Source organism: Nitrospira sp., from assembly GCA_016873435.1.
Lineage (GTDB): Bacteria > Nitrospirota > Nitrospiria > Nitrospirales > Nitrospiraceae > VGXF01.
Genome location: VGXF01000002.1, coordinates 18,479 through 36,608, shown reverse-complemented (window position 1 = coordinate 36,608; position 18,130 = coordinate 18,479). Strand labels below are relative to the sequence as shown.

The 18,130-nt window shown below is 61.1% G+C and carries 17 protein-coding genes and 1 pseudogene; 4 read left to right on the top strand and 14 right to left on the bottom strand.

The window, feature by feature from the left end; genetic code table 11:
- Position 1 precedes the first annotated feature (1 nt).
- The 3 genes and pseudogenes from FJ248_01800 to FJ248_01790 form a co-directional block, all read right to left on the bottom strand.
- Positions 2-856 (bottom strand): ABC transporter permease, encoded by an 855-nt coding sequence (locus FJ248_01800; protein MBM4119621.1) that lies wholly within the window; start codon positions 854-856, stop codon positions 2-4.
- 332 nt (positions 857-1,188) lie between these two features.
- Positions 1,189-1,884 (bottom strand): annotated as a pseudogene (locus FJ248_01795) (ATP-binding cassette domain-containing protein).
- A 61-nt stretch (positions 1,885-1,945) separates the two neighbouring features.
- Positions 1,946-2,239 carry a hypothetical protein gene (locus FJ248_01790; GenBank protein ID MBM4119620.1) on the bottom strand — a complete coding sequence of 98 codons (294 nt, stop codon included), beginning with the start codon at positions 2,237-2,239 and terminating at the stop codon, positions 1,946-1,948.
- Positions 2,240-2,330: 91 nt separating this feature from the next.
- Here FJ248_01790 and glgC point away from each other — a divergent pair, with 91 nt between their 5' ends.
- The 4 genes from glgC to FJ248_01770 all read left to right on the top strand — a co-directional run bounded on the left by glgC (position 2,331) and on the right by FJ248_01770 (position 7,242).
- The gene (gene glgC / locus FJ248_01785) at positions 2,331-3,569 is read left to right on the top strand and encodes a glucose-1-phosphate adenylyltransferase (GenBank protein MBM4119619.1); all 1,239 of its coding nucleotides are present in this window, start codon (positions 2,331-2,333) and stop codon (positions 3,567-3,569) included.
- Positions 3,544-5,400 carry a hypothetical protein gene (locus tag FJ248_01780; GenBank protein ID MBM4119618.1) on the top strand — a complete coding sequence of 619 codons (1,857 nt, stop codon included), beginning with the start codon at positions 3,544-3,546 and terminating at the stop codon, positions 5,398-5,400. Before glgC ends, FJ248_01780 begins: the two co-directional genes overlap by 26 nt.
- Positions 5,401-5,497: 97 nt before the next feature.
- Entirely contained in the window at positions 5,498-6,547 is a 1,050-nt protein-coding gene (locus tag FJ248_01775) for a DEAD/DEAH box helicase (GenBank protein MBM4119617.1), read from the top strand.
- 236 nt (positions 6,548-6,783) lie between these two features.
- The gene (locus FJ248_01770) at positions 6,784-7,242 is read left to right on the top strand and encodes a hypothetical protein (protein MBM4119616.1); all 459 of its coding nucleotides are present in this window, start codon (positions 6,784-6,786) and stop codon (positions 7,240-7,242) included.
- Here FJ248_01770 and glgA read toward each other — a convergent pair.
- The 11 genes from glgA to FJ248_01715 form a co-directional block, all read right to left on the bottom strand.
- Positions 7,239-8,711: a glycogen synthase GlgA gene (glgA, locus tag FJ248_01765; protein MBM4119615.1), complete on the bottom strand. Its 1,473-nt coding sequence runs from the start codon at positions 8,709-8,711 to the stop codon at positions 7,239-7,241. The genes FJ248_01770 and glgA overlap by 4 nt on opposite strands.
- A 96-nt stretch (positions 8,712-8,807) precedes the next feature.
- Entirely contained in the window at positions 8,808-9,164 is a 357-nt protein-coding gene (locus FJ248_01760; protein MBM4119614.1) for a DUF971 domain-containing protein, read from the bottom strand.
- 8 nt (positions 9,165-9,172) lie between these two features.
- Complete coding sequence (gene recO, locus FJ248_01755; protein MBM4119613.1) at positions 9,173-9,931, bottom strand: DNA repair protein RecO; 759 nt, start codon at positions 9,929-9,931, stop codon at positions 9,173-9,175.
- 2 nt (positions 9,932-9,933) lie between these two features.
- Positions 9,934-11,274, bottom strand: a complete 1,341-nt coding sequence (gene mgtE, locus FJ248_01750) for a magnesium transporter (GenBank protein MBM4119612.1) — start codon at positions 11,272-11,274, stop codon at positions 9,934-9,936.
- A 208-nt stretch (positions 11,275-11,482) separates the two neighbouring features.
- The gene (locus FJ248_01745) at positions 11,483-12,367 is read right to left on the bottom strand and encodes a GTPase Era (protein MBM4119611.1); all 885 of its coding nucleotides are present in this window, start codon (positions 12,365-12,367) and stop codon (positions 11,483-11,485) included.
- Positions 12,364-12,717, bottom strand: coding sequence for a septum formation initiator family protein (locus FJ248_01740; protein ID MBM4119610.1), 354 nt, complete (start codon positions 12,715-12,717; stop codon positions 12,364-12,366). The genes FJ248_01745 and FJ248_01740 overlap by 4 nt, the downstream gene beginning before the upstream one ends.
- A 61-nt stretch (positions 12,718-12,778) precedes the next feature.
- Positions 12,779-14,065 (bottom strand): phosphopyruvate hydratase, encoded by a 1,287-nt coding sequence (locus tag FJ248_01735; GenBank protein ID MBM4119609.1) that lies wholly within the window; start codon positions 14,063-14,065, stop codon positions 12,779-12,781.
- A gap of 8 nt (positions 14,066-14,073) precedes the next feature.
- Positions 14,074-15,534, bottom strand: coding sequence for an Asp-tRNA(Asn)/Glu-tRNA(Gln) amidotransferase subunit GatB (gene gatB / locus FJ248_01730; GenBank protein ID MBM4119608.1), 1,461 nt, complete (start codon positions 15,532-15,534; stop codon positions 14,074-14,076).
- Between the two features lie 190 nt (positions 15,535-15,724).
- Positions 15,725-16,111: a DUF948 domain-containing protein gene (locus FJ248_01725; protein ID MBM4119607.1), complete on the bottom strand. Its 387-nt coding sequence runs from the start codon at positions 16,109-16,111 to the stop codon at positions 15,725-15,727.
- A 91-nt stretch (positions 16,112-16,202) separates the two neighbouring features.
- Entirely contained in the window at positions 16,203-17,672 is a 1,470-nt protein-coding gene (gene gatA, locus FJ248_01720) for an Asp-tRNA(Asn)/Glu-tRNA(Gln) amidotransferase subunit GatA (GenBank protein ID MBM4119606.1), read from the bottom strand.
- On the bottom strand, positions 17,669-18,058 hold the full coding sequence (locus FJ248_01715; GenBank protein MBM4119605.1) for an aspartate 1-decarboxylase: 390 nt from the start codon (positions 18,056-18,058) through the stop codon (positions 17,669-17,671). Before FJ248_01715 ends, gatA begins: the two co-directional genes overlap by 4 nt.
- Between the last annotated feature and the right edge of the window lie 72 nt (positions 18,059-18,130).

The following is an 18,130-nucleotide window of genomic DNA, read 5'->3' as shown; positions in this document are numbered from 1 at the left end:
GTCATGACGTTCGCATCCATCCCGTGCGCGGCAACCACCACGCGCCAATTGTTACCAGCACCAGCAGCACCAGCGAGACGGCCGATCCCATGGGCCAGTCACGCACGACGAGATATTCGTGCTGGATCAGAGAGCCGACCATCATGGTGCGCGCACCACCCAGCAAATCCGGCGTCAGATAAGCACCCAGCGATGGAATAAAGACCAGTACGCATCCCGCAACGATGCCCGGCTTCGTGAGCGGCACGATGATCCGGGTCAACCGCGTCCACCCGGATGCGTAGAGGTCCTGGGCCGCTTCGATCAACGAGCGATCGAGGCGCTCAAGCGAAGCGTACAGCGGCAGCACCATGAAGGGAAGATGAGCATAAACCAGCCCGATCAGCACGGCCCAGTCGGTATAGAGAATCTCTAGCGGCGCCTGGATCACGTCTAGCGCTATCAGAACGGTGTTCAGCAGACCGTCCGCCCGTAACACGAACATCCACGCATAGGTTCGGACAAGAAAATTCGTCCAGAGCGGAATCATCACCAGCAGCAGCCAGACCATCTGGCGGCGCGGCGGCAGACCGGCCATGTACCTCGCCAGCGGAAATCCCAGTAGCAGGCAGAGCGCTGTAGTTGCTGTGGCGAGCATGAGCGACCGGAGATAAATGCGCAGGTAGAGCGGGTCGGCGAGCGACTGGTAGGCGGACAGTGTCAGCGGCCATTCCACGCCGCCGTAAGTTCCGCGCGAGGCCACGCTGATGGCCCCGATGATCACCAACGGCGCTCCGACAAACAGCCCCCACCAGACGAGCGCGGGCGCAACCAGCCAGCGTCTCTGGTCCACCTGTGTGGACTGCGCGCCGTTCATTCGGTCAGCACCACGGCGTCCTCTGCCTTCCACCCCACGACCACGCGATCCCCAACGGCAAAGCGCGGGACCGCCGCTCCACCGTTTGAGAGCCGGACCGTCCAACAGACCGATTCCCCCAGAGAGACCCGATAGCGGGTTTCATAGCCATTGTAAACCACCTGGTCCACAAGGGCCGGCACGCTGTTATCAAATCCATCGCCGTCGGCGTTGCGCAAGACGTACAGCCGCTCGGGCCGCACCACTACCGTCGCACGCGAACCGCTTGGGACACCGTTTCCTATCGCATGAATCGGCGGCCAGGCAGGTACATCGAGTATCACCCGGCCCCCCGCGGCTGCCGTCACCCTCCCTTCCGCCCAGTTCGAGACGCCGACGAAACCGGCAACAAACAATGACGTTGGCTTGTCATAGACCTCCTGCGGCGTTCCCACTTGGATGACTTGTCCACGATCGAGAACCGCCAAGCGGTCCGACATCGTCAGCGCTTCCTCCTGATGATGCGTGACGCAGATAAATGTCAGTCCAATCTGTCGTTGGATCGCCTTCAGTTCCGCCTGCATATTCTGGCGCAACTGCTGGTCCAGCGCGCCGAGCGGCTCGTCGAGCAGCACGACCGCCGGACGGTTGACGAGCGCGCGCGCCAGCGCCACCCGCTGCTGCTCCCCACCCGACAATTGATGCGGCAGTCGCTCGTTTTTTCCCGTCAGCTTGACCATCGCAAGCGCTTCGGCCACCTGTGCGCGAACAGCCTCCGGCATCAGCCCACGCATTTCGAGCCCGAAGGCAACATTGCCGAACACGGTCAGGTGAGGAAACAGCGCGTAATGCTGGAAGACCAGATTCACTGGGCGGAGATTCGGCGGCACGCCCTGCATGGGACGGCCGTCGATCAGCACCTCGCCTTCATCCGGCTGCTCGAAACCGGCGATTAATCTCAGAAGGGTTGTCTTACCGGAGCCGCTGGGACCAAGGAGGGAGAAAAATTCGCCGCGCCGGATGTGGAGCGAGACACGATCGGACGCCATCGTCGCGCCATGGCGCTTGACCACCCCGCGCAGTTCGACGACGGCGTCATTCACAAATTCGTCACGAACTCGTCAATCCAATATGGGTATCCTGTGCGCGGGCATGTTTCCGCAGTCTGAGCCTGGCCTGGTGCTGCCGCAGCAGTTCGCGCCGCAACACGTCCCGGTCCTCTGCCACGATCCGCACGACACGGTCGGTATCCTCGGCATGTTCACGGACCAGCTCAGAGAGCGTGTGCACCTGCCTCTCCAGCCGGTCAATCCGCCAGATCAGGTCTTGCAGCGGTGGGGATGCGGGCTTCGCCGTCAACAGACGCACGACGCGTGCAGGTTTTTTGTTCGGCTTCTTCGGCATAACATCCTCCGTGACTGGAGCTAGTATCCTCGGAGTCGCGAACCGTGTCAATCCTTCCTATTTTCTGAGGGGGCTGTTACAATTTCACGCTGTGAACAAAATCTTCACAATGATCCTCGCCGGCGGCAAGGGCGAGCGGCTGCATCCCCTGACTGAATACCGCGCCAAGCCGGCCGTCCCCTTTGGGGGCAAGTACCGGATCATCGACGCCACACTCAGCAACTGCTTCAATTCCGGTCTTCGGAAAATCGCCGTCCTCATTCAATATAAGTCGTGGTCGCTAGACCGTCACATCCGGACCGCCTGGAGTATTCTGAGCCCTGAAGTCGGCGAGTTCGTCGCGTCCATTCCACCCCAGCAGCGCATCAGCGAGGATTGGTACCGCGGCACAGCCGACGCGGTCTACCAGAACATGTTCCTTCTCGACAACGAACGCTCCGAATATCTACTCGTGCTAGCCGGCGACCACATTTACAAGATGAACTATGCGGAGATGTTCGAGTGCCTGATCACAAAACAGGCCGATACCGTCGTGGGCGCGATCGAGTTTCCTATTGCAGAGGCCGGCCGTTTCGGCGTCATCGGCTGCGATGACGATTTCCGAATCCGCCGGTTCGACGAAAAGCCGACCTCCCCCGTGCCCATGCCCGGCGATCCAACTCAGGCCCTTGTCTCCATGGGCATTTACCTGTTCAAGACGGATTTTCTCCGGAAATATCTACTGGCGGATGCGCAAGCGGGCACCGTGCACGACTTCGGCCAGAACATAATTCCGCAGATGATTCAGCAGGGTCGCGTCTTCGCATTTAAGTTTCACGACAAAAACCAGAAGGCTGCCAAATACTGGCGCGACATCGGAACGCTCGACGCCTATTGGGAAGCCAACATGGATCTCGTGGCCGTGGACCCGCTCTTCAACCTCTACGATCAGGACTGGCCGCTGCGGACCTCTCAGGGACAGTACCCGCCGGCCAAATTCGTGTTTGCGCAGGACTACCCGGGCGGCCGTATGGGCGTGGCGCTAGACTCGATGGTCAGCGGTGGCTGCATCATCTCGGGCGCGCGCGTGCAGAATTCGGTGCTTGCGCCGGACGTCCACGTGCAGGACCACAGCGAGATCCGCGACTCCGTTGTCATGGAGCACGTGCGCATCGGCCCGCAGTGCAAGATCCGCCGCGCCATTATCGACAAAGATGTGGTCATTCCAGCCAAAACCGAGATTGGGTACAATCTCGATCTTGACCGCACACGGTTTCACGTCACCGAATCGGGCCTCGTCGTTATTTCCAAAGGAATGAAACTGGATGCCGCCCTCCATTCATCCGGTTGATCTCATCGCGGCGCTTCGCCAGAAATCCCTCACCCCTGCCATTGTCTTTTTGACGTCGCGCCGGGCCTGCGACGAAGCCATGCAGGCGTTCGAGCGCAGCCAGGTTGCGCTCCCGCTGGCCCGCCGCAAGGGCATTGCGGAGTGCCTTAAGGAGCTGGCCGTTCAGTATCCCAGCATAGCTGAACACCCACTGATCCCCGTCGTCGAACGTATCGGCGTCGCCGCGCACCACGCAGGCCATCTTCCCTCCTGGAAAATCGCCATCGAGGAACTGATGCGCCAGGGACTGCTCGACGCCGTCTTCGCCACCACAACGCTGGCCGCTGGTGTGGACTTTCCTGCGCGCACCGTCATTATCACCCAGTCGAGCCTCCGCAAGACGCAGGATTTTACCGACCTGACCGTGAGCGAGGTGCAACAGCTGGCCGGCCGCGCGGGCCGGCGCGGCAAGGACCTAGTCGGTTTCGCCATTGTGACGCCGTCGCCTTATATCGACCTTGGCGTGCTGACCAAGGGCTTCACGGGGCACCCGGAACCGATTGACAGCCAGTTTGCCATCAACTATTCAATGACGCTCAACCTGCTCAAGGCCCATCCGCTCGACCAGATTCAATCCATCCTGGCACGGAGCTTTGCGCAGTTTCAGTTGAACCGGCGGGCTGAGACGCTGGAAGGCAAACTCGCCGCACTGCATGTACAGATGGAACCCTATGGCCCGCGCGTCTGCACCGACTGGGTCACGCAATGGCAGTTGTTCGACCAGGCCCGCAGACGTAAATCGCAGCGCACGCACGCCAAGCGCGACGATCCGCCCGACCTAGTGGCCATGCTGCATTTTCTGACACCCGGCCGGGTCGTGGGACTGACGCGGGGCCGCGGGATCGTGCTGCGCCAGTACCGGAGCCGTGGGCAGAAAAGCCCGATGATCACCGTCCTGCGCGAAGCCGGCGCCGTGACGGAATGTCCGGCAACGACGGTCACGCAGGTCTTTGACCGGACCTTCGAGGCGCAGGAATCGGCCTCCTATCCCTGGTGCACGCCGCGCAGCCTTGACGAACTGACGGCACACCTAGAGGATCTGCCCGCCCGCCTGCCGGTGCTGCCGATCCTCGTGCAGCCGGAGTCGGACGCTGGCGAGGCTGTGCTCGCGCTGACTGACGATTTCCCCTGCACGACCTGTTCTGCTCGCCCGGCCTGCCAGAAAGACCACGCGACCGCATTGAAGATTAAGCAAGATATCCGGCGGCACCAGAAGATGATCCACGCGCTCAAGACCGGCCTCTGGCACCGCTTCCAAAGCCGTGCGGACGTCTTGCAAGAATTGGGCTATCTGACACCGACCCGCCAGCTCACGGCGGCCGGCGAATGGGCGCGGCTAATCCGCATCGACCATTCGCTGCTCATCACGGAATTGATCTGCGCTGAGGCCTTCACTGGCGTCGAGCCCCACGTGCTGGCGGCACTCATGGGCAGCATCGCCCACGACAACGACCGCCCCGGGTCGTTTCCGCGCATGAGTCCCGGTCTTTCGTCCGTGATGTGGCAGGTACGCCGGCTGGCTGAATCCCTCGCGCCACACGAAGATCCGCCGCTGCTGCGAGGCGACGTAGCCGCACTCATCGAACGTTGGGTGGCTGAGCCGACCCTGACCTGGATCGGACTCTGCCGGATGACGACGATGGCCGAAGGCGACATCTACCGCCTGCTCGCGAGAACGCTGGAGTATCTTTCGCAGATTCACACGCTCAAAGCCACGCACCCGGGTTTGGCCGAGACGGCCAGCAAGGCCATCGCAAATCTTCGCCGTGGAGTACTGGAGGAACTGCCATGAGAAGGCGCGAGCAAGGTGCCAACGGCGGGAAACGCGAGACTTGCGTGTCGCCCTTTTTGCGTGAGTCTTGCCCGTCACGCGCGAACGTACTCACACAATGACGACTGATGAATTAGAGAACCTGCTGGCCCAGCAGCCGGTGTCGCTGCTACACAGACTCGCGCGCGGACGAATGCCCCGCCATTTCCGTATGGGCAAACGGCGGCTGATCGAGGGTCTGCTGCGCAGCACGGCCACGAATCGCGCCGGGCTCGAATCGGATCTGCTTGCACTGCTCAAGGATGGTGCGCAGCAGAGCGGCCCGCGGCCGGCCCTGGCGCGGTCCGAACCGCCGAATCCGCAACATCCGCGCCGGCCGGCGGCGCCGGTCGAACCCGAACCATCAGGGCCTGCACCCGATCTCGATGCGTTTCTCGCTGGCATTGGCGTGCCCTCACCCATCCCGTTCGTGCCGGACCCCTGGCAGGTGGAGGCGATCGAGCATCTGGAGACCTCCGACGTAATCGTCAGCGTCCCGACCGGCAGCGGGAAGACCTACGTGGCGATTGAAGCGACGAAGCGCGCCCTCAAGGCCGACCGGACGGTCATCTACACCTCGCCACTCAAAGCCCTCTCGAATACCAAGTTCACAGAATTCTCACGGCTCTTTGGCGCCGACCAGGTCGGCATCCTCACCGGCGACCGCCGCGACAACACGCATGCGCCGATCTTGATCATGACGACGGAGATTTTACGGAATCTGCTGTATGACGCAGCGGGCGGTGAGATCGACGTACGGCTGGACACCCTTGACCTGATCATCATGGACGAATCGCAGTACTTGGCCGACCCCGAGCGCGGCGTGGTGTGGGAGGAGACGATCATCTTCAGTCCAACGCAAGCACGGCTACTCTTGCTGTCGGCTTCCATCGGTAACCCGCAGGATATCGCCGCCTGGCTGACCAGCATCCGGCCGACACCCTGCCACCTCATCAAGCACAACCGGCGGACGGTTCCGCTACGCGCGGGCTACCTGCATCCCTCTGGAAAACTCGCACCGTTATTCCGAACCGTTGGTATTCCCAACGGACACGCCACTCTGCATCCGGAAACTAAGCGTCTTTTCTCTCAATACGAAGATGAAACGCTTCATCCTCGATCCCGATAGTTGCAAAAAAACAACTGGTTGATATTTTGAAACACCCCATCCCAATATATTCATAATTTCAACAATACAATCAACACGTTACAATTGGCATCGGGATTGCTTTTCCTACAGTAGCCATGTCCACCGCCACAACAGCAAAAAAGACCGCTACCGCTCTGTGGATCCTGCTTGCCCTAACAGGCTGCCAGAGCGCCCCGCTGTCCCCATCCAAGGCTCAGATGGAGAACGAAGCGTTTATGACGACATGGGCAACCTATCGCCATTGCCAAACCGGTACGGACGTGGACGCAATGAACGCCGATGTACGCACATTGACCCATGCGGAGACCACACATTTGGCTAAGAAGGATGCGGCGGGATTCGTGCCGGAATTCGTAGAGCATCTAGTGGCGAAGCCTGCGCTCCGTCTGGCCGCCGATCCCAGCGCCATGGTCGTGGCCTGCGCGCTCTCGACCGGCCAGATGGCCCTGCGCGCCGACCGGCTAGAGCTGGCCACAGAAATGTTCCAGCGCGTGCTGCACAACCGCGGACAGGATTCTGCCTACTATGCGGGCCAGGCCCGCCTCGGCCTCAATATCGTGGAACGCAACTTCCGGGCTCCTGCGCGCAAGACCGACGGCACCCCACGCGTGCTGTCCGTATCATCTGATCCCCCCGAATTCAGGCCGGCCCCCCCAGCCCTCCTCGAAGATTAACCGGCCCGCAGCTCCAGCGCCCTTCGATACAGCGCCTCGTATTTCTTCGCCGATTTTTCCCAGGACATGTCTAGCGCCATGCCCGCCTGAATGAGCGACGCCCATTCGGACGGATTGGCATGGACCCGCAGGGCCAATAAAATTGACGTCAGTAACGCGTCGGGCGTGGCATCACTGAATACAAAACCTGTTGCCCGTCCTTCCGCCACCGTCTGTGGTGTGTAGGGTACAACCGTGTCCGCCAACCCGCCTGTCTTCCGGACGATCGGGACCGTGCCGTAGCGCATACTGTAAAGCTGGCTCAACCCACAGGGCTCGTAGCGGGACGGCATCAGGAACAAATCCGCCCCCGCCTCGATGTTGTGGGCTAGAATTTCGTCAAATCCGATGCGCACACCGAGCCTGTCCGGATACTGCATGCGCAACGACTGGAACTGCAGCTCCAATGGAGGATCGCCGGTGCCCAACAGCGCCACCTGGACATCCAGCTGCATTAGTTCCGGCAACACGGCCGCGATCAGATCCAGCCCCTTCTGCGCGGTGAAGCGCGAGATCGCCGCCAGCAGCGGCACGTCCCGCACGGGCAGGCCCAATTCCTTCTGCAGCGCCGCCTTACAGATTTTCTTACCGGCGCGCTCGGATGCCGAATATCGCGCCGGAAGACTCGAATCGGTGGCAGGATTCCACTCGTCCACGTCAATGCCGTTGACCACCCCAGCCAGGCGGTCACCCCGCTCACGCAGCACGCCGTCGAGCCCGAAGCCGAACTCCGGACTCTGAATTTCCCGGCTGTACGTGGGGCTGACCGTTGTGATTAGATCGGCAAAGACGAGTCCGCCTTTCAGCAGATTGACCTGGCCGTAGAACTCCAGCGTCTTCGGGGTGAAAAACTGGTTGCCGAGACCGGTCACGGGAAAGGCCGCTGCCGGGAACAGACCCTGATAACCGAGATTGTGCACGGTCAACAGGCCAGCCACACGGGTGAATTCTGGCCGTCTGGCATAGAGCGACCTGAGATAGACGAGGCCCAGTGCCGCCGGCCAGTCGTGCGCGTGCAGCACGTCCGGCGTCCACCGTGGGGCCTTTGCCAACGCCAGCAGCTCTAGCGTCGCCCGGCAAAACAGGGCAAATCGCTGGAGATTATCCGGATAGTCCGCACCCGCCTCACCATAGAGACCGCGACGGGCAAATGACGGGTCGTGGCCGATTGTGAATACAGCGACATCCGAACCCGGCAGGCGGCCTTCTTCGACGACGACACAGACCGGACCGGAGACGGTCGGCACCGTCAGACGTCCCCATTCCTTGAATCCATGCGCGGCGGTGTCGATCGTCCCGTATTTTGGCAGCACTAGCCGGACGTCGTGCCCAAGCTGGGCCAGGGCACGGGGCAACGCGCCGAGCACATCGGCCAACCCGCCGGTCTTAGCGTAGGGTACGGCCTCGGACGTAACCAGCAGCACTTTCACGGGAAGAGACCTGCCCGTTTCATCGGCGGTTTAACACGGGACCGCACCGTCACTTGCCGGATGCGGCGACCCTACCAGCCACAACCCGTGCTCGTCTCATAGCAGGCGCCGTCCTTTCTGTTCTTTTGGCTTCACCGGCACGCAGATGTCGCACTGACAGTGTGTGCGCAGAAACGTGTACGAGAAGAGCCCGGTGTCATGGCCGTCGCTGAAGGTGAACTTGAGCGCGTAGCGGCCGACCGGCTCGACATCCTGCACGGCGACGAGAATGGGCACGTCATCAGGCTTGAGCTTGAGCGCGCCCGTCCATTCGTCCGTGCAGGCCGCGCAGGGACAGTGCTGGCGGAGATAGCGGACCGGATAGATGCCCTTGTGGCCGTCAGACCACTCGATCCCGAGTACGCCCTTCCCGATCCACTCCATGTCTTTCGGTTCAAGAATTGTCGCCGTCATGATGGTCACTATAGCGTAGCCGACGAGAGAAAATCAGCCGGTGGCAATCGCTTTCCGGCAATCACCGTCACATAGGAGTCGACGGCCGCTTCCAGTTCGTCGCGGATCTGCCCTGCGGCTTTGAGTCGTGTCATCGCCGCTGGCGTCCACCGTAACGCCTGCTGGAGCAGTGCGAGACTGCCGGGCGACAGCGGCAGACAGTGGTCCCGGTCGCGCCGTGCGCATAACTGGCAGACCAGCCCCCCGGCCAGCGGCGAGAAATGTCGCGAGCCCTTCCGATCCCGCCCCTCGCCGCAGACCGCGCAATGATCGGTCTGCGGACGGAAGCCCGTCTCCCCCAGAAGTTTGATCTGGAACAACAGCGCGGTGAGCGCAGGATCGTGGCCGCTGTCCAGCACGTGCAGGCCCCTGAGCAGGGTCTCGAATACGCTGGGTTGCACGTCCCCCTCGCCGGACACCGCCGCCACGAAATTGGTGAGGCGCGCCGCTGCCGACATCCGCAGTAGATCGTCGCGCAAACCGGCGAAGGCGTCATGAATGTCCGCACCAGTAATCCGATAGAGTGAATCCCCACGCTTCTCGAAGAGGTTGAGTTCGCCGTGGACAAAGGGCTCGAGCGCGCCGCCGAACCGGTTCTTGAGCCGGCGCGCCCCACGGGCCACGCCGCGTAGCTTGCCGAATCGAAACGTGTAAAAGGTGACGATTCGGTCTGCCTCTCCCCACTTGCGGCTCTTCAGCACAATGGCGGGGGTTTTGAGCAGCGCCATGCTTATTTAAGGTAGGCAAGTACCCCGGTGGAGAGCGTGAGATACACGCTGATGCCGGTGATGTCGTTGGCTGTCGTGACGAAGGGGCCGGCAGCGACGGCCGGGTCCACGCCGACGCGCTTGAGAAAGACCGGCATGATCGTGGCCATGCTGGTGGAAATCACAAACGCCATGAGGAGCGAGACGCCAACGACCATACCGAGAAACGGCTGTCCGTGCCAGATCCAGCCGACCAGCGTCAGCAGCACACCGCAGGCCAGCCCAAGCAGCAGCCCGATGCGGACTTCTCGGAAGAAGACTGTCCAAACGTCCGTCAACTCAATGCCGCCCGTCGCCAGTCCGCGGATGATCAGTGTCGAGGATTGCAGCCCGACGTTCCCGCCCATCGCTGCGATGACGGGGATAAACGTCACGATCGCAACCACTTCCTGGATCGTGTAGCGAAAATACCAGAGGATCGCGCCGGACAGGAGGCTGCCGAACAGACTGGTGAAAAGCCACGGCAGGCGCGTACTGGCGGCCTTCAGCGAAGACGAGGCGGCCAGCAGGTCCTCCTCAGACACGCCGGCCGACTTCAACATGTCTTCCGTAGCTTCTTCACGGATGACGTCCACCACATCGTCCACCGTGATGATGCCGACCAGTGTGTTGTCTTTCTCGACGACCGGGATGGCCAATAAGTTGTAGCGCGCCACCTGGCGGGCAACTTCCTCCTGGTCCATGTCCACCGGCACGTTGAACACGTCGCGCACCATGATACTCTTGAGCGGGGTGTCGGGCGGAACGGTCAGTAACTGCCGCAGCGACAGCACGCCAACGAGGTGCTCGTCTTTGTCGGTCACATACACGTAGAACACCTGTTCCGTGTCGGTGGCGCGCTGCAGCCTGCGGATCGTTTCTTGCGCCGTGGTATCTTCTAACAGCGCCAGGAACTCGGTTGTCATGATGCCGCCAGCCGTGTCCTTGGGGTATTTGAGGAGCTCGGCAATTTCCGTCGAGTCCTCCGTCTTCATCAACGCAAGAATCTCTTTGGCCAGTTCATCCGGCAGGACGCCCATGATGTAGGTCACGTCGTCGCTGGCCAGATCCTTGAGCAGCCACGCGATGTCCGGCGCCGGCACTTCCGACAATACGTGCTGAATGCTGTCGGCATCCATCTCGCTTAGCACCTGCCCGCGCGGCCCCTCGCCCTTCACCAACTCGAACACCGTGCGTTTTTCCTTCGGCGATGGCAGATGGACAATGAGCTTGGCGATGTCGGCCGGATGCGTCTTACCAAGCATCTTGGTGAGATTCGTGATCGCGCCGCGCCGTAGCAGCTTCTGCACGGACAGCAACACCAGGTCGAACTTGCTCTGCCCCTTTTCCGCCTGCTCGCGCGGCAGGTCCTTGCCGGCATCCCTGGCTGGGTCGCGGTCGATCTGAATTGGCTTGTCGGACTGCTGCATCAGCCTGTTCTCACAGTAAGTTTAAGTTAAGGATGAGATAAAGGAGAGAGGATGGCATTCCGAACTGGCCTCCCCTCACCCTTGCCCTCAGCCTCCATCTTTCCTAGTATCCCAATTCCGTCAACGCCCGCTCGTCCTCGCGCCAGCCCGCCTCCACCTTGACCCACAACTCTAGAAACACCTTCCGCCCGAAGAGTCGTTCCATGTCTAGCCGTGCGGCCGTGCCCATTTCCTTGAGCCGCTGCCCCCCCTTGCCCACCACGATGGCTTTCTGTGACTCCTTCTCCACCATGATGGTCGCCGCGATCCGGATCAGCTTTGGTTCTTCCGTGAACGTGTCGATCGTCACGGCCACTGCGTAGGGCACTTCCTCGCGGGTCTGCGCCAGAATTTTTTCACGGATCAATTCAGCCGCCAGCGTGCGCATGGACTGATCAGTCAGGAAATCCTCTCCATACGGGGCTGCGCCGTCCGGCAGGAACTTAACCGTCAGATCCAGCAGACGGTCCACGTTGATGCCTGTGACCGCCGACAACGGGACGACCTCCTCCCACTTCAACATCTTGCTGTAGGCATCGATCACCGGCAGCACTTTGGCCTTGTTGACGAGGTCCACCTTGTTGATCAGCAGAAAAACTTTCGGGCTGTCCTGGGCTGTGGCCTGACTGACCTGTTCAAACACCGCGCGGTCGCCCGGGCCCGGCAGGCTGGTCGCGTCCACCATCACATAGACCACGTCGGCCTCACCCAGCGACTCCAGTGTCGCGCGGACCATGCGGCTGTTGAGCTTGTGCTGCGGTTTGTGCAGACCCGGCGTATCCAGGACTAGAATCTGGGCATCGGGCCGGTGCACCACGCCGAGAATGCGGGTGCGCGTCGTCTGCGGCTTGTCGGAGACGATCGCGATCTTCTCCTTCAGCAGCGCGTTGAGCAACGTGGACTTGCCTACATTTGGCCGTCCGACAATCGTGATCGTCCCAGTCCTCACGGCTGCTTCGGCGCTCCCTTCTCAGGCTCTCGGACGATCTGGTAGACCGTTTCGCCCGGCCGGACAAATCCGAGCCGCTCACGGGCCAGTTCCTCAAGACGGGTCGGATCGCTCTGTGTGCGGCGGATTTCCACCCGTAGCTCCTCGTTCGCCTGCTCCATGCCCTTGATCTCCTGCTCAAGCTGCCGGGCGTTGTTCCGCATCTGCGTGTACTTGAGCAGCCCCATGTCGCCGAAAAAAAACGCCCCGCTCAGAGTCAGCGCGAACACGCCGCCGCCCAACAGCGCCGCTTTTGTGAGCATGCGCTGACGTCGGCTTAGCGTGTCGTACGAACGATTTCGGCGCATCATGGCGCTACCCGCAGGCGATAGGTTTTCGCGACACGCATTGAATGGCTGCTCCCCCTCGAGCCTATTGCCCGGCCCTTATTGCCTTCCGCCCAGGATAGATCGCCTCGCGACTGAGCTCCTCCTCGATCCGGAGCAACTGGTTGTACTTGGCCACGCGGTCCGTCCGTGACAGCGAGCCGGTTTTGATCTGCCCCACATTCGTCGCAACGGCGATGTCGGCAATCGTCGTATCCTCCGTCTCTCCAGACCGATGCGAAATGACCGCCGTGTAGCCGGATCGCTTGGCCAGCTCGATCGCCTGCAGGGTCTCGGTCAGCGAGCCGATCTGGTTGACCTTGATCAGGATCGAATTACCGATCCCGTCCTTGATACCCTTGGCAAAAATTTCCACGTTCGTTACAAAGATGTCGTCGCCGACGAGCTGGACCGTCCTGCCCAGCTTCTGCGTCAGCAGCGCCCACCCTTCCCAGTCGTGCTCGCTCATGCCGTCTTCAATCGACAGGATCGGATAGTTGTCCACGAGTTTCGCGTAGTACTTGATCATTTCTTCCGACGACCGCCGCGGTTTTTTCTCAGCTGCCAGATAGTAGCTGCCTTTGTCGTAGAACTCACTGGCCGCGGCATCCAGCGCCAGGGCAATATCCTTCCCCGGCTTGTAACCGGCCCCCTCGATCGCCTTCATGATCAGGCTCAGCGCCTCTTCGTTGGACTTAAGATTCGGTGCGAAGCCGCCCTCGTCACCCACCGCCGTGTTGAGGCCTTTCGTTTTCAGCAGCCCCTTGAGTGCGTGAAACACCTCGGTGGCCATCCGCAACGCTTCACTGAAGGTGGGCGCGCCCACCGGCATGATCATGAACTCCTGCAGGTCGAGACTATTGTCGGCATGCGCTCCGCCGTTAATGATGTTCATCAGCGGCACCGGCAGCGTCTGCGCCTGGGGCCCGCCCAGATAGCGATAGAGCGGCTGGGCGGATTCCGTTGCCGCTGCGCGTGCCACGGCCAGCGACACACCGAGAATTGCATTGGCGCCCAGACGCCCCTTGGTCTTGGTGCCGTCCAGTTCGATCATCGTCCGGTCCACGCTGGTCTGATCAAGCGCATCCATTCCGATCAGCTTTGGCGCAATGACCTGCCCGACGTTCGTCACTGCCTTGGCTACGCCTTTGCCCATCCAGCGCTTTCTGTCACCGTCGCGCAACTCGATCGCTTCCTTCTCGCCGGTCGAGGCACCGGACGGCACCGCCGCGCGTCCGCGTGAGCCGCTCTTGAGCAGTACGTCCACCTCGACAGTCGGGTTCCCCCGTGAATCCAGAATCTGCCTCGCCTTAATCTCCCGAATCGCGCTCATGCCTCTCCTTAGCCGTTGAGTTTCTTCTTCAATCCCTCGTTCACCTTGCCTGGATTGGCCTTGCCGCCGGAGGCCTTCATCACTTGCCCGACAAGAAATCCGAGCACCGCCTCCTTGCCGCTTTTAAATTGCTGGACCTGCGCCGGATTCTGCGCGATAACCGCATCGATGATCGTGCCGATGGCGCCTTCGTCCGACACCTGCGTCAGGCCCCTGGCGGCAATAATTTCCTCCGCATTCTTGCCAGTGGCAAACATCTCCGCCAGCACAGTCTTGGCAATTGGCCCGCTAATCTCGCCCTTGTGTTTCTTCGCAACGAGGGCGGCCAATTGGTCGGGCTTTACCGGACTGCTAGTGAATCCAATGCCTTTGTCATTTAACAGCGCGCGCAGATCCCCCGTCGCCCAGTTGGCGACTTCGCGCCCCGCATCGGCTTTGGGCAGCCCGGCCTGCTCGGCCGCTACGGCCGCGGCCGAAAAATAATCGGCTGCTTCCTTATCGGCCGTCAGCACACCAGCCGCATAGTCGCTCAGGCCATAGTCTCCCGTGAGCTCCTTTTGCACCTCGCGGGCCAACTTCGGCAACGCGGCTTTCAATCGGTCTATCCACTCGTCGGTAATCGTGATCGGCACCAGATCAGGATCGGGGAAATAGCGGTAGTCATGCGCCTCCTCCTTGCTGCGCATCACGGCCGTCTCGCCGCGCTCGCTGTTCCAAAGACGCGTTTCCTGGTGCACCTGCCCCCCTTCGTTCAAAACCTTCGTCTGCCGCTTGATCTCGTACTCGATCGCATCCTTGACGAACTTAAAGGAGTTAATGTTCTTGAGCTCCACCTTCGTGCCGAATTCCTTGCTGCCGACCGTCCGCAGAGACAGATTCGGCTCACACCGCATGCTCCCCTCGTCCATGTTACCGTCGCAGACGTCCAGATAAACCAGCATCTCGCGCAGCAGCTTGAGATAGGCCACGACCTCCTCGGCCGAGCGCATGTCCGGTTCAGTCACGATTTCGAGCAGCGGTGTTCCTGCCCGGTTCAAATCCACGCGGCTGTCGCTGGTGCCTGTCTCATGCACATTTTTGCCCGCGTCTTCCTCCAGATGGGCGCGGCGGATGCGGACCTTCTTTTTGTCCGGCCCGACCGCGATCTCCATCCATCCGTTCTCGCAAATCGGCCGTTCGTACTGAGAAATCTGGTAGCCCTTGGGTAAATCGGGGTAAAAGTAATTTTTCCGTGCGAAACGGTTAGGCGAATTGATCGCGCAGTGGAGTGCCAGTCCCGCCTTGACCGCCATCTCGATGGCCTGCTTGTTTACGACCGGTAGCGTGCCGGGCATACCGAGACAGATCGGACAGACCTGCCGGTTGGGCGGCAAGCCAAAGACCGTTCCGCAGGCGCAGAACATCTTCGACTTCGTCTTGAGCTGCGCGTGTACTTCGAGTCCGATGACAGTTTCGTAAGTTGCCACTATGTCCTTCTTTTCCTGTGCCCTGCGTACGAGGGATCGCCTCCCGGCCTCTTTCGAGCACTTCGGATAGCCCCCGGCTGAACCTTGAGGACCTCGCGGCCCTTCTCGATCACCCGATCGACCATCTCATCGGCCGCGCCGTTCTCTTTTGGCCCTGGGGGGCTTTGTGCCTCCGCTATTGAGCGCTCCTCCGTCATGCCTTCCCCCGCCCGCTAAAGACGGCCCTGGCCGCCTGCACGCCGGCAACGACCCTGCTCGCGACGGTCCGGAGCAGCGCGCCACCGGTGCCGCGCACCATGCCGTGGAACTGTTGGACCGTCTCGCCGATCTCGCCGGCAGTGTGCAGCAGCACGGCTGCGTGGTCGACGCCGTCGCGCGTCTGTTCCGCGAGTTCGTTCATGTTGGCTATCGTCGTCCGCATCTCCTGCAACAGCGGCAGCAGCTGCGCATTGATGCGGATCAGGCTCTGCTCTATCTCAGCAATCGCCTTTCGAGCCTGCAACAGCACGGGCACCAACAAGCCGACCAGTACTACGACCGCGCCCGCGACGATTAATGCGGCAATTTCGATTCCGGACATATCCCCTTCCGTAAAGGGTGAGACGTCTGGCGTAAGAGCCTCCGGCACATGCCGCGCGCAGCTCGCCGCACCCCCTCATCCTCCTTACGCCTCACCTGACAGTCGGTTTCTTCATCCTCCAGCCAGTCGCCTGCTCGTAGGCATGCGCTGCCCGAAGGATCGTTTCTTCTTCAAACGGCCGGCCGATCAACTGCAGGCCAATCGGTAGCCCCATTTTGCTGAATCCGCAGGGGATCGAGATCGCCGGCAACCCCGCCAAATTCACGGAGATCGTAAAGATGTCTGAGAGATACATCTGCAGGGGATCCTCGCTCTTTTCGCCCAGCTTGAAGGCCGGCGTCGGCGTCACCGGCGTCACGATCAAATCCACTACAGCGAACGCCTCGTCAAAATCTTTTTTCGTCATCGCGCGAGCCGCCTGCGCCTTACCGTAATAGGCATCGTAGTAGCCGGCACTCAGGGCATAGGTGCCGAGCATGATGCGCCGCTTGACCTCCGGCCCGAACCCCTCCTGCCGGCTCTTCATGTACATATCCATGAGGTCGTGGGACTGTTTCGCGCGCAGCCCATATTTGACGCCGTCGAAGCGCGCGAGGTTCGAACTAGCCTCTGCCGTCGCGATCAGATAGTAGATGGCCACCGCATAGTCCGTCATCGGCAGTGCGATCTCTTTGATCGTCCCACCGAGATTCTTCAACTCGTCGATCGCCGCCTCCACGGCTTGCTTGACGTCTGGATCTAAGCCTTCAGCGAAAAACTCCTTTGGCACGCCGACCGTCAGCTTCTTGAGGTCTTTTTTCTTGAAGGCCCGCGTGTAGTCCGGCACTGGCAGATTGGCGGAGGTCGAATCAAGTGGATCGTGGCCGGCGATAACGTTTAAGAGAATCGCGGCATCAGTCACGTCCTTCGTGATCGGGCCGATCTGATCGAGCGACGAGGCGAACGCCACAAGACCGAACCGCGAAACGCGGCCATAGGTCGGCTTCAATCCGACCACACCGCAGAACGCGGCCGGCTGCCTGATGGAGCCGCCGGTGTCGGAGCCCAGTGCTGCCACGCACTCATCCGCCGCTACTGCCGCAGCCGAGCCGCCGCTCGACCCACCCGGCACACAGGCGACATTCCAGGGATTCCGGCTCGGCCCGAAGGCGGAGTTTTCCGTGGAGGACCCCATGGCAAATTCGTCGAGGTTGGTCTTGCCAAGCAGCAGATAGCCCTGCCCACGCAGGCGCGCGATCACCGTCGCATCGTAGGGCGGAATGAACTTGCCGAGCATCCGTGAGGCACAGGTCGTCGCCACGCCTTCGGTGCAGATATTGTCCTTGATCGCGACGGGCATGCCCATGAGCGGCATCGTTCGGCGCCAGCCCTTGAGTTTGGCATCCAGCACGTCCGCTTGCTCCATCGCGACCGTATCCGTCCTCGTGATGTAGGCCTTGACCTTGGGCTCGACCTGATTGAGGCGGAGCGTGTAGGCCTGCACGATGTCGCGCGCGGTCATTTCACCAGCGGTGAATTTTTTCTGGAGCTCTCCGAGCGTGAGCTTGTGCAGTCCGGTCATTGCGACTTCGCTTTACTGCCTGCTTGCGGCGCACTGCTGCGGACAATCTGATTTTTTCCGTCCACGCGGACGATCTTTGGCACGTGCCGCTTGATCTCATCCTCCGCGTAATACTCGTAGCAGAAGATGATTACCTGATCGCCCACTGCGCCCTTGCGGGCCGTCGGACCGTTCAGCACGATCTCGCCACTCCCACGCTTGCCGGTCATGGCATAGGTCATAAATCGTTCGCCGTTATTCAGATTGGAGATGATGATGGCCTCGTACGGCAGAATGCCCGCCGCATCCAGCAGGTCCTCATCGACTGTCAGGCTCCCCTCATACTCTAGGCAGGACTCCGTGACAGTTGCGCGGTGAATTTTCGATCGTAGCATTTGTCGAAACATTTTTTCCCTCAGTTAGAAGTAGCGAGTGAAGGGGAACGCGATCAACATAGGCATTGCCAATGCCTCACTCCT

Bases quoted from the DNA above. Each gene is read 5' to 3' on its own strand.
- FJ248_01800 (MBM4119621.1), bottom strand. From the start codon at position 856: ATGAACGGCGCGCAGTCCACACAGGTGGACCAGAGACGCTGGCTGGTT.
- FJ248_01790 (MBM4119620.1), bottom strand. From the start codon at position 2,239: ATGCCGAAGAAGCCGAACAAAAAACCTGCACGCGTCGTGCGTCTGTTG.
- FJ248_01780 (MBM4119618.1), top strand. From the start codon at position 3,544: ATGCCGCCCTCCATTCATCCGGTTGATCTCATCGCGGCGCTTCGCCAG.
- FJ248_01775 (MBM4119617.1), top strand. From the start codon at position 5,498: ATGACGACTGATGAATTAGAGAACCTGCTGGCCCAGCAGCCGGTGTCG.
- FJ248_01770 (MBM4119616.1), top strand. From the start codon at position 6,784: ATGACGACATGGGCAACCTATCGCCATTGCCAAACCGGTACGGACGTG.
- FJ248_01760 (MBM4119614.1), bottom strand. From the start codon at position 9,164: ATGACGGCGACAATTCTTGAACCGAAAGACATGGAGTGGATCGGGAAG.
- recO (MBM4119613.1), bottom strand. From the start codon at position 9,931: ATGGCGCTGCTCAAAACCCCCGCCATTGTGCTGAAGAGCCGCAAGTGG.
- FJ248_01740 (MBM4119610.1), bottom strand. From the start codon at position 12,717: ATGATGCGCCGAAATCGTTCGTACGACACGCTAAGCCGACGTCAGCGC.
- FJ248_01735 (MBM4119609.1), bottom strand. From the start codon at position 14,065: ATGAGCGCGATTCGGGAGATTAAGGCGAGGCAGATTCTGGATTCACGG.
- FJ248_01725 (MBM4119607.1), bottom strand. From the start codon at position 16,111: ATGTCCGGAATCGAAATTGCCGCATTAATCGTCGCGGGCGCGGTCGTA.
- gatA (MBM4119606.1), bottom strand. From the start codon at position 17,672: ATGACCGGACTGCACAAGCTCACGCTCGGAGAGCTCCAGAAAAAATTC.
- FJ248_01715 (MBM4119605.1), bottom strand. From the start codon at position 18,058: ATGTTTCGACAAATGCTACGATCGAAAATTCACCGCGCAACTGTCACG.